Source organism: Streptomyces sp. BRA346 (genome assembly GCF_052851135.1).
Window position 1 is genome coordinate 1 of record NZ_JAIWIH010000013.1, and the last position, 11322, is coordinate 11322.

Annotated in this window: 9 protein-coding genes; 3 read left to right on the forward strand and 6 right to left on the reverse strand. The window is 71.3% G+C overall.

The window, feature by feature from the left end:
* Positions 1–1422, reverse strand: a 1422-nt coding sequence (locus LCH29_RS18025; RefSeq protein WP_446462750.1) for an IS200/IS605 family accessory protein TnpB-related protein, incomplete at its 3' end; no start/stop codon positions are given.
* A gap of 330 nt (positions 1423–1752) precedes the next feature.
* On the opposite strand from LCH29_RS18025, the gene LCH29_RS18030 reads away from it, so the two are divergent.
* Positions 1753–2736 (forward strand): chitinase, encoded by a 984-nt coding sequence (locus LCH29_RS18030; protein ID WP_446462751.1) that lies wholly within the window; start codon positions 1753–1755, stop codon positions 2734–2736.
* Positions 2737–2840: 104 nt separating this feature from the next.
* Here the strand turns inward: LCH29_RS18030 and LCH29_RS18035 are convergent, their stop codons facing one another.
* Complete coding sequence (locus LCH29_RS18035) at positions 2841–3686, reverse strand: S1 family peptidase (protein ID WP_446462752.1); 846 nt, start codon at positions 3684–3686, stop codon at positions 2841–2843.
* A 125-nt stretch (positions 3687–3811) separates the two neighbouring features.
* On the opposite strand from LCH29_RS18035, the gene LCH29_RS18040 reads away from it, so the two are divergent.
* Entirely contained in the window at positions 3812–5170 is a 1359-nt protein-coding gene (locus LCH29_RS18040; protein ID WP_446462753.1) for a M14 family metallopeptidase, read from the forward strand.
* Positions 5171–5425: 255 nt separating this feature from the next.
* Here the strand turns inward: LCH29_RS18040 and LCH29_RS18045 are convergent, their stop codons facing one another.
* The 4 genes from LCH29_RS18045 to LCH29_RS18060 all read right to left on the reverse strand — a co-directional run bounded on the left by LCH29_RS18045 (position 5426) and on the right by LCH29_RS18060 (position 9650).
* Positions 5426–6898 (reverse strand): GntP family permease, encoded by a 1473-nt coding sequence (locus LCH29_RS18045; RefSeq protein WP_446462754.1) that lies wholly within the window; start codon positions 6896–6898, stop codon positions 5426–5428.
* A 336-nt stretch (positions 6899–7234) separates the two neighbouring features.
* On the reverse strand, positions 7235–7648 hold the full coding sequence (locus LCH29_RS18050) for a RidA family protein (RefSeq protein WP_123097996.1): 414 nt from the start codon (positions 7646–7648) through the stop codon (positions 7235–7237).
* Positions 7645–8520 carry an IclR family transcriptional regulator domain-containing protein gene (locus LCH29_RS18055; RefSeq protein ID WP_446462755.1) on the reverse strand — a complete coding sequence of 292 codons (876 nt, stop codon included), beginning with the start codon at positions 8518–8520 and terminating at the stop codon, positions 7645–7647. Before LCH29_RS18055 ends, LCH29_RS18050 begins: the two co-directional genes overlap by 4 nt.
* Positions 8517–9650 (reverse strand): sugar kinase, encoded by a 1134-nt coding sequence (locus tag LCH29_RS18060; RefSeq protein ID WP_446462756.1) that lies wholly within the window; start codon positions 9648–9650, stop codon positions 8517–8519. The genes LCH29_RS18055 and LCH29_RS18060 overlap by 4 nt, the downstream gene beginning before the upstream one ends.
* 104 nt (positions 9651–9754) lie before the next feature.
* Between LCH29_RS18060 and LCH29_RS18065 the strand changes: the two genes are divergently transcribed.
* Positions 9755–11044 carry an alanine racemase gene (locus tag LCH29_RS18065; protein ID WP_446462757.1) on the forward strand — a complete coding sequence of 430 codons (1290 nt, stop codon included), beginning with the start codon at positions 9755–9757 and terminating at the stop codon, positions 11042–11044.
* The last annotated feature ends 278 nt before the right edge of the window (positions 11045–11322 follow it).

Below are 11322 nucleotides of genomic sequence, written 5' to 3' on the forward strand. Positions count from 1 at the left end.
GTGTGGGGGCGGTGTCGTCCGTCGCCGGATCGGGTGTCCGAGGGCGCGTCGCCCGATCGCGATGCTGGCCGCATCGTGCCGGGAAACCTTGCGGTTGCTGGTGCTCAGGGGCTGCTGCCAGTGCTGGGCGCCCCAGCGGGAGGTATAGGCCGGGTCGACCGCGACGATGGCGATGTCCTGCTCGGCGGCCATGGCCACCAGCCGCGCCTTCAGCTTCGCGGTGGGGAAGCGGGAGATCAGACGGCGGAAGCGCTTGTTGCGGCCGTACTTCTCCCGGCACCGGCCGTCGGTGAAGTCCAGGTCCTCGATCGCGATCGCCCCCGCCCCGGTGGCCCGGGTGTGGCGCAGCACCCTGGTGAGCGCCTGCCGGATCTGCGCATCGCGATGCTGGGCCGAACCGCTCAGGCCGTAGAAGAAGCGGCGGGGCTCGCCCACCGGGTTGCCGTGGACGTCCAGGCGCCAGGCGGCCAGGTGGTCGTCGTTCATGTCGACGGCGACCACACCACGGGCCAGCGCCGCTCCCAGGGGCAGGACAGGGACGGGGGTGCGCTGCCAGGAGGCGGTCACATACCAACGGCCCCGGGGGACATCGTGGTGGATGCGGTAGGCCACCGCCCGGTTCGCGGTAACCCGGTCCCGCCACTCCTCACCCCGGTGGCAAAATGCCACAGTCGCGTCCAGCACATACCGGCCGTGCGGGGCGTTGGCCAGACGGGCCAGCGTGGCGGGGAGCTTGACCGAGAGCTGTCCGGTGGCGGTGATGCGGATCGTCTCGTTGCCCAGGCGTTTGCCGGACTCCCCGTCCGCGGACAGGAACATCCGCGCCGCCCTCCACCGCTCCCGCCACGCCTGCTCACTCAGTCCGGCCTGGTCCAGGTGGTGGCGCAGGTGCGCGAGTTCCTTCCCGCCGCGCACCACCTGCGCGCGCCCCGCGGCCCAGTCCGCCTCCACCCCGGCCAGCCGCGCTCGCAAGGCGTGCAGGCGCCGGGACTTAGCGTGCCACTCGGCCCGCGACCCGTACCCGCGTGGCATGCCTGCCCGCTTGTCCGCCTTCGCCCCCAGCGGACGCGCCAGCCGCGCCTCGATCGACGCGATCTGCTTGCGCAGCCACGCCATCTCGGCGGCCTGCCCGCGCCGAGCCAAGGCCCACTGGTCATGGGTCGCCTTGGTGATACTGCCCGCCCATCTGGCCGATGAGACCCCGGTCAGCTCCCGCTTCCGCACCGCCCAGCTCTGACTGCCGTGCTCCAGACCTTGCCGGGAACACACCGCGAGATCACCCACGGCCAGTCCACCGAGAAACACCCCCACCTCGGTCAGGACTGCCGCATCACCTTCCGACGCGTGCAGCCGGGCCCGGATAGCCGTCCCCGCTGGGCCGGGTACCACGAACGGCGCCGCTACCTCCCGCACGTTGCCCAACCCCTTCACCCCCACCCGGCATCGAAGATGCTGCTGCCCCGCCCAACGACTCGTCGCCGAGCAACAGTGCCCGCAGGTCGTCAACTGCCCCTGCCTGGTCCATCGTCACTTTATCCACGAAGGCCGCGTGAGAGAACAGTTCCTCTGGGTTACACCCATCCGGGTCACCCGCTCCCCCAGTTCGCGGCGGGGTGTGGTCCGCGACCAGCGGATACGCGCCATGGACTTGACAACCACATTGGTCTGGACCACCTTGGTCGCACGCCTCAGGGGCCCTGGACGCGCACTGGCACCACCTCCCTTTTCCTCCCCCCACGCTCGGAGGCTGTCGTGGCACGCGCACAGTTCAGGAACAAGCTGCTCGGAACCGCGGCGGTCGCCGCGCTCACCTCCGGTGGACTGATATCCACCGGCACCGCACATGCGGCCGCCGCCGTACCGGCACACGCCGTCACCGGGTACTGGCAGAACTTCGACAACGGCGCGACCGTGCAGAAGCTCGCCGACGTCCCGGACGACTACGACATCATCGCCGTCGCCTTCGCGGACGCGGCCGGGACGCCGGGCGCCGTCGACTTCACGCTCGACCCGGCCGTCGGCTACGGCAGTGAGCAGCAGTTCAAGGACGACATCAAGGCCAAGCAGGCCGCGGGCAAGTCCGTCATCATCTCCGTCGGCGGCCAGAACGGCACGGTCTCGGTCAGCGACGACGTCTCGGCGAACGCCTTCGCCGCCTCCATCACCGGCCTCATGGACGAATACGGCTTCGACGGCGTCGACATCGACCTTGAGAACGGCCTCGACGCCACCTATATGACCAAGGCGCTGAAGACCATCCACGACAAGAAGAGCGATGTCGTGATGACGATGGCGCCGCAGACGATCGACATGCAGTCGCCGTCCGCCGAGTACTTCAAGACCGCCCTGGGCATCAAGGACTTCCTGACCGTCGTCAACATGCAGTACTACAACAGCGGTTCGATGAACGGCTGCGACGGCAAGGTCCACGCCCAGGGCTCGGTCGACTTCCTCACCGCCCTCGCCTGTATCCAGCTGGAGAACGGCCTCGCCCCGTCCCAGGTCGGCATCGGCGTCCCCGCCTCGCCCAGCGGCGCGGGCTCCGGCTATGTCGAACCGGGCGTCGTGAACGCGGCCCTCGACTGCCTCACCAAGGGCACCGGCTGCGGCAGCTTCACCCCGTCCAAGACCTATCCCGGCCTGCGCGGCGCGATGACCTGGTCGACGAACTGGGACGCGGCGAGCGGGAACGCCTGGTCGAAGGCGGTCGGCCCCAAGGTCCACGGCCTTCCGTAGTCGAATACCCCAACTGGGGACAAGTGTTCTCTGCACACCAGCGCGCCCCGGTCATGACCGACCGGGGCGCCGCCGCGTGCGCAGTGCTCAGGTCACGCCCCGCGTCACGGCTTGGGCAGCGCGCATCCGGCCAGGCCGAGGTCGATCTTGTTCCCGGCGGTCACGCACTTGGTGATCCCGTACGTCTGCTGGGCGTAGTTGATGCCCTGGCGGACCGTCACCGCCCCGCTCTCGTCGACCTCGCACGGGTTGTTGAGCGTGCAGCGCGCCCCGTCCTCGTTGCCCGTGTTGTTCACGGCCAGGACCGTGCCGGTCGTGGCGTCGACGACGGGCGAACCGGACGTTCCGCCAATCGTGTTACAGGCGGAGGTGTAGCGGACCGAGTCCTTCCAGGTCCACTCGCCTTCCTTAAGACGATATGCGAATCCGTCGATATTGCAGGAGTAGATCTTCTTCCAGTAGCCGGAGACCACCTTGATGCTGGTGCCCTGGGCCGGGCGACTCTCGGACAGTTGCAGGGCCTTGATGCCGTACCTCTGCTGTATTTGTGCGTACGTCGAGGTCAGCTGGTACAGCGAGACGTCGGTGTCGGTCATGGTCGCGTACGCGACCTTGCTCGCCCGTACCGTGCCCGCGCTCCCGCCGGAGCTGTTCAGCAGGGTGAAGCTGCGGCTCGACGCCTTGTTGACGATCACCTCTCCCGCGCTCGGGAAGCCGCTCTCCAGGCAGTGCCCGTTGGAGAGGACGAGCGCGGGGTCGGTGTCGGCGGACTTCGCGGTCCGTACGACCGAGCCGGAGCAGTTGCTGAGCGCGACCGTTCCGGCGAAGTCGACCGCCTGCGCGGCCCGGGGGTGGGAGGAGGCGGCGGCCGCCGGGGCGGCACCGACACCCACGAGGGTCGCGCCGCCCAGTAAGAGGGCCGAGAGCGCGCCGACGAGAGGTCTGTTCACAGGGGGGTTCCTTCCCTCGATGAGAAGTTCCTTCGGCTTCGACCATTTCCCTCCCTTGACCGTGTCATGCGCATGGCCGAACACTGGCGCAGCAGTCGCTCGCCCTTCACCCCCCAGGAGCAGTTATGCGACTTCGCACCCGCGGCAGACGGGTCACCGCCCTCGCCGCCCTGTTGTCCCTCGCCCTCGCCGCACCGATCGCGGCCCGGGCCGACGATCCGGCCCCGGGGCGTGCCACCTCGGCCGATGCCGCATCGGGCACCACGGCCGCCGATGAGAACGTGCACCAGTACGAGGTCGCGGGCCCGGCCACCGCGGCCGAGCGCGCCACCGTCGCCGCCACCGGCGTCTCCATCGACGAGACGGACGCCCGTTCCGTCGTCGTCACCGCCGACTCCGCGCAGGTCAGGAAGTTGCGCGCGCTCGGCTACCGGCTCACCGAGCTGCCCGGTCCGGCCGACCGCGGCAAGGGCCGGGGCGCCGTGCCGTTCGACTTCCCCTCGGCGGACTCGAAGTACCACAACCACGCCGAGATGAGCGCCGAGATCGACGCGGCCGTAGCCAAGTACCCCACCATTCTCAGCAAGCGCGTCATCGGAAAGTCGTACGAGGGTCGGGACATCGTCGCGCTGAAGATCAGCGACAACGTGGCCACGGACGAGGCCGAGCCCGAGGTGCTGTTCACCCACCACCAGCACGCGCGTGAGCACCTCACCGTGGAGATGGCGCTGTACCTGCTGCACCAGCTCACCGACGGCTACGGCACCGACTCCCGCATCACCGACATCGTCAAGGGCCGCGAGATCTGGATCGTCCCGGACCTCAACCCGGACGGCGGCGAGTACGACATCGCCACCGGCCGCTACCGCAGCTGGCGCAAGAACCGGCAGCCCAACTCCGGCTCCTCCTCCGTCGGCACCGACCTCAACCGCAACTGGGACTACAAGTGGGGCTGCTGCGGCGGCTCCTCCGGCTCCGCGGGCTCCGAGACCTACCGCGGCGCCAAGGCCGAGTCGGCCCCCGAGGTGAAGGTCGTCGCGGACTTCGCGCGCAGCCGGGTCGTCGGCGGCAAGCAGCAGCTCAAGGCCGCCATCGACTTCCACACCTACAGCGAGCTGGTGCTGTGGCCGTTCGGCTGGACGTACAGCGACACCGCGACCGGGATGACCCGGGACGACCACGACGCGTTCGCCGCGATCGGACGGAAGATGGCGGCGAGCAACGGCTACACCCCCGAGCAGTCGAGCGACCTCTACATCACCGACGGGACGATCGACGACTGGCTGTGGGGCGACCAGAAGGTGTTCGCGTACACGTTCGAGATGTACCCGACGTCGAGCGGTGCGGGCGGCTTCTACCCGCCGGACGAGGTGATCGAGCGCGAGACGAGCCGTAACAAGGACGCGGTGCTCCAACTGCTGGAGAACGCGGACTGCATGTACCGGTCGATCGGCAAGGAAGCGCAGTACTGCGCGACGGGCTGACCCCGCGTCCGGGGCTCCGCCCCGGCCCTGACGGCCGCGCGTCCCGAGCGGGCGGCCCCGGCCCCCGGTCACTCCGAGGGGCCGGGGGCCAGGGGCCGCGGCTGTCCACCCTGCCCGCGGGGCGGCCGGTCGGCCGCGGCAGGGCGGTGGCGGACCGCCCCGGGCCCTCCGGCGGGAAGCGCGGGACTCGGGCGCAGCCCGCCCGGGGCCCGGGGCGGAGCCCGGAGCGGGCCGGGCGGCGCCGCACACCCGCCGTCAGATCACCAGGCTCAGCAGGCCCGCCACCGCGAAGCCCGCCACCGACAGGACGGACTCCAGGACGGTCCAGGACTTCAGGGTGTCCCGCTCGGAGATCCCGAAGTACTTCGCGACCATCCAGAAGCCGCCGTCGTTGAGGTGCGAGGCGAAGATCGAGCCCGCCGAGATCGCCATGATGACCAGCGCCAGATGGGCCTGTGAGTAGTCACCCGAGGCCAGCATCGGGGAGACGATCCCCGTGGTGGTGACGATGGCGACGGTCGCCGAGCCCTGGGCCACCCGCAGCACCACGGAGATCAGGTAGGACAGCAGGATGACCGGCAGGCCCGCGCTGTCGAAGGCGTCCGCGAGGGCCTGGGCGACGCCGCTGCCCTTGAGGACGGCGCCGAAGACGCCGCCCGCGCCGACGATCAGCAGGAGGTTGCCGACGGGCTTGAGGGAGGTGGTGGAGACGGTCTCCAGCGACGTGCGGGACCAGCCGCGCCGGATGCCCAGCAGGTAGTACGCCAGCAGCAGGGCGATCGTCAGCGCCACGAAGGGGTGGCCGAAGAACTCGATGACCGAGCGGCCGGTGCTCGGGTCCAACGCGATGGACGAGAAGGTCGCGAAGAGGATGAGGATCAGCGGCGTGCCGATGATGGCGAGGACCATTCCCACCGACACCGGCTGCTCCGCGGGCTGCCTGCCGGCGGCGCGCTGCTCGGCCTCGACCGCCTCGCGGGCCTCCTCCGCCGCCTCGAGCATGTCCTGCGGCACGGGGACGAAGATGCGCTTGCCGATCCAGGCGGCGTACGCCCAGGCGGCGAGGACGGACGGGATGCCGACGAGGATGCCCATCAGGATGACCCAGCCCAGGTCGACGTGGAGCAGTCCGGCGGCGGCGACCGGGCCGGGGTGCGGCGGCAGGAAGGCGTGGGTCATGGACAGCCCGGCCAGCAACGGCATCGCGTAGAGCAGGATCGACTTGCCGCTGCGCTTCGTGGCCGCGTAGACGATCGGCGCGAGGACGAAGATGCCGACGTCGAAGAAGACGGGTATGCCGAAGATGAGGCCGGTGAGGCCCATGGCGAGCGGGGCGCGCTTCTCCCCGAACATGCCGAGCAGGCGGGAGCTGAGCGCCTCGGCGCCGCCGGAGACCTCCAGGATCGCGCCGAGCATGGTGCCCAGGCCCATGATGATGGCGACGTGGCCGAGGATGCCGCCCATGCCGGTTTCGATGAGCGAGACGGCGTCGGACTTCTGGACCGTGCCGAAGAGTTCGGTGACCGAGAGTCCGGCGGCCAGGCCGACGGCTATGGAGACGCCGAGCAGCGCGATGAAGGGCTGGAGCCGGACCTTGATGATCAGGTAGAGCAGAAGGGCGATGCCCAGGACGGCGACGGTCAGCAGACCGGCGGTGCCGGGGATGATCGCGAGCAGGCCACCGGTGTGGGGTGGGGTCTCGGCAGCGGGAGCGGCCGCGAGCAGCATGGAGGACTCCGGAAAGTGGGTAGGGCGTATCGCCGCACGGCGGGGGGCCGCGCGCGGGGGATGTGGTCGGGGTGCGGGTGATCAGGGGTCTGGTCCCGGCGACGTCGACGGTGGGTGTGGGGGGTCCCGGGGCGGGCGGGGGTTGGATACCCCGCCCGCCCCGGGCGTTCAGGGGGTGAGCCGAAGGGGCGCGACGGTGTCGAAAGGGAGAACGCGCGGAGACTCCGAGGAACGAGGAGTCGAGCACGGTCGGCCGTGCGGGGGCACCTCCCAGCGGTAGCTGGGGGACGGCTGAGGCGCCCCGGAGGCGAACCACCCGAAAAAAGGGGGCCGGACTCAGCCGAGCACGGCGAGGGCGTCGATCTCGACGAGCAGCCCGGCGGGGAGTCCGACGTAGATCGTCGTACGGGCCGCCGGGGCCTCCTTCAGGTCCGCGAAGAACTCGTTGTAGATCTCGTTGAACTCGGCGAAGTGGCCGGTGTCGGTGAGGTAGACGCGGATCATCACCACGTCCTCCCAGCTCGCCCCGCCCTCTTCCAGCACGGACTGCACGTTGCGCAGCGTCTGGAGGGTCTGCTCGCGCAGGGTCGGCCCGACCGGGGCGGGGGCCTGACCGGGGACCGCGGGGCCGAAGCCGACCTGACCGGCGACCTGGAGGATGTTCCCCTTCTTGACGCCGTGCGAGAACTTGGCCGGCGGCGTGGTGTGGGTGGCCGGGGTGATCGCGGTCTTCTGGAGCTTCTCGGTCATGAGGAGGAATCCTCGGCTCTCTTCTCGGGTGTTACTGGGGGTGTTGCTTCGGGGGTAACTACGGGTGGTGCCCCGGCTGTTCCTCGTCCGTCGGAGGGGCCGTCGGACGGTCCGACGGACGGCCGGGCCGGGGCGCCGCCCGAGTACTCCCGGCTGATGTCCTCCGCGGTGCGGCGCACCGCCGGGAGCAGGGTGAGCAGTTCGTCCGCTGTGACGACGACGTTCGGCGCCGACACCGAGCACGCGGCGACGACCCGACCGTCCGCTCCCCGGATGGGGGCGCCGACGCAGTTGATCGACTCCTCGTGACCGCCGAGGTCGGTGGCCCAGCCCTGTTCCCGTACGGTCTCCAGTTCCTTCAGGAACGCGGTGGCGTTGGGGGTGGAGCGGGCCGTGTACGCCGGGTACGGGAGCCGTTCGGCCAGCGCCCGCCGCTCGGGCTCCGGCAGGTCGGCCAGCAGCAGCTTGGCGACGGCGGCGACCGTGATCGCGACGGGCTTGCCGATCCGCGAGTACATCCGCACCGGGTAGCGGCTCTCCACCTTGTCGATGTAGAGGACCTCGTTCTCCTCGTACACCGCGAGGTGCACGGTGTGTCCGCACCGCTCGTTGAGCGCGACCAGATGGGGGTGGGCGATCTCCCGTACGTCGAGGTTCTCCACCGCCTCCTGCGCGAGCGCGAAGAGGCGGGCGCCGAGCCGGTAGCGCTGGTCCCGCTGGCGGTAGACCATGCCGTGTTCGTGCAGCGTGCGCAGCAGCCGCAGCGCGGTCGACTTGTGCACGCCGAGCCGCGAGGCGACCTGCTCCAGGTTGGCGGGTCCCTCCGCCAGCAGGGGCAGGATGCTCAATGCTCGGTCGACGGTCTGGCTCATGGGTCGGTTACCTCCACCACCGCGGTATCGGACCCCGATTGCGCCGGGTTTGCCCAGCCGGGGCCGAATCGCAGTGTCCCCCACTCGGCGTCGTCCAGGGTCACCAACCGGTCGGCGTACGCACGGGACGGCGGGATGCAGAGGTCGCCGGGGACGGTGAGGACGGCCGCCGCCATCAGATGGCCGTGGCGCAGCCGCTGCGCGACCGGCAGCCCGCGCAGGGTGCCGGACAGGAAGCCCGCGGCGAAGGCGTCGCCCGCGCCGACCGGGGCCACGACGTCCACGCGCAGGGCGGGCGCGAAGGTGACGGTGTCGGCGCCGTCCGCCCCGCGGGCGTACGCGGTGGCCCCGGCAGCGCCCTGCTTGACCACCAGCACGTCCGGCTCGGGCAGCGCCCCGCGGATCGCGGCCGCGCCGCCGCGTATGCCCCAGGCGGCCTCCGCCTCGTCCTCGCCCACGAAGACCAGGTCGCAGCCGCGGGCGAGGTCGAGCAGCACGGACGGTCCCTCGTCCGGGGACCGCTCGGGGTCCTCCCACAGGGAGACGCGGTAGTTGAGGTCGAAGGAGACCAGCGGGCGGCCGGGGGCGCGGGTCGTCAGCTCGCGCATCAGGGCGAGGCAGTCGGCGGAGAGGGCGGCGGTGATGCCGGTGAGGTGGAGGATCCGGCCGGACCAGGTCTGCTCGCGCGGCATGAGCGCCGGGGACATGGCCGCGGCGGCGGATCCGGCGCGGTAGTAGACGACCTCGGCGAGCTCGCCGTCCTCTTCCGGAGCCCCGGATTCCACGGCCCGCTCGCCCGCCGTACGGAAGTAGATCCCGGTGGGGCGGCGCGGATCGCGCTGGACGCCGCTGACGTCCACCCCGGCCGCCGCGATCTCCGTCAGCAGATGGTCCCCGAAGCCGTCCGTGCCGGCCCGGCTGATCCAGCGCACGCTGTGCCCCGCGCCCGCCAGCCCGCACGCCACGTTGGACTCGGCGCCGCCGATCCCCCGCGCCCACGCGGGCACCTCCGCGAGGCGTCCCGGGTGGGACGGCACGAAGGTCACCATCGACTCGCCGAGGCACACGACGTCGACACTCGGGGCTGGAGGCACGATCGGACTCGCTCCTTGCGCGTGGGGGCTGGGCATACGCACCGTTGACCGGGTGCTTGGCGGGATGTTAAACAGCGCTAAGCGTTATACGCAATGAACGTTGCAGAGAATGCAACCAGAATTCCTATGGAGGCTCCTCCATGGCCACCGACCACCGTGATCAGGCCGTAGCCCGGCTCGCCCAGGAGCGTGTCGACCACCGCTTCAAGGGGCTGCCCCCGGACGCCGAAGGCCGTACGGTCGGCGAGCTGGCCGCCGAGCGCCGCAACCTGTTCACCGGCGGCTTCACCACCCCCGTACTGGCGCTGTCGGCCGAGGCCCTGGAGCACAACCTCCTCGCCATGGAGCGCTATTCCGCCGCCCACGGCCTGGCCTTCGCCCCGCACGGCAAGACCTCCATGGCCCCGCAGCTCTTCGAGCGCCAGCTCGCCCACGGCGCCTGGGGCATCACCGCCGCCGTCCCCTCCCACGTGCGGATCTACCGGGCCTTCGGCATCCAGCGGATCTTCCTCGCCAACGAGGTCGTCGACGCCGCCGCCCTGGAGTGGCTCGCCGCCGAACTCGACGCCGACCCCGACTTCCGCTTCATCGCTTACGTGGACTCCGTACGCGGCGTCGGCCTCATGGACGCCGCCCTCCGCCGGGCCGGGGCCCGCCGCCCCGTCGACGTCGTGGTCGAGCTGGGCGCGGGCGACGGCGCCCGCACCGGGGTCCGCACGGAAGGCCAGTGCGCCACGGTCGCCGACGCGGTGACCGCCGCCGCGACGCTGCGGCTGGTCGGCGTCGCGGGCTACGAGGGCGAGGTGCCGAAGGCCGACGGCGAGCGGGTACGGGCCTGGCTGCGCCGCCTCACCGCCCTCGCCGCCGACTTCGACGCGGCGGGCCGCTTCGAGGGCGTCGACGAGATCGTCGTCAGCGCGGGCGGCAGCGCCTGGTTCGACGCGGTCGCCGACGTCTTCACCGAGCTGCCCACGCTCTCCCGGCCCGTCCTGAAGCTGCTCCGCTCGGGCGCGTACGTCTCCCACGACGACGGCCACTACCGGCACATCACCCCCTTCAACCGCATCCCCGAGGAGGGCGACCTCCAGCCCGCCTTCCGGCTCTGGGCCCAGGTCGTCTCCAGCCCCGAACCCGGCCAGGCCTTCCTCAACGCGGGCAAGCGGGACGCCGCGTACGACCTCCACCTGCCCGAACCCCAACTCGTCCGCTCCGCCCACGACGGCTCCCTCCGCCCCGCCCACGGCCTCGTCATCACCGGCCTCTCCGACCAGCACGCCTGGGTCACGGTCGCGGAGGGCGCGCAGCTGGAGGTGGGCGACTGGGTCGCCCTCGGCCTCTCCCACCCCTGCACCAGCTTCGACAAGTGGCAGCTGATCCCCTTGGCGGAGGCGGACGGGACGGTCACGGACTACATCCGCACGTTCTTCTGACCCACCCACCCGCCCTTCCCGTGGCTGCGACCCGAACCCCGCCGCGGCGGAGAGGTGCCCGCCCGGCCCCGATCCGGCCGCCCCGCCCCGGGGCCGGGGCGGAAGCCCGGGCCAGGGGCGGGGCAGTCCGAAGCCGGGCCCACGCCTCGGCCAAGGGCCCGGGCGGGGAAACCCGCAGGGTCCACCCGGCTCCCCGGGCCGGAAACCCGGCGAGGACGCACCCCGGGACGCGGGGACCCCGCAAGGGTCCCGTAGGAACTGAAAGCAGGCCTCCCGCC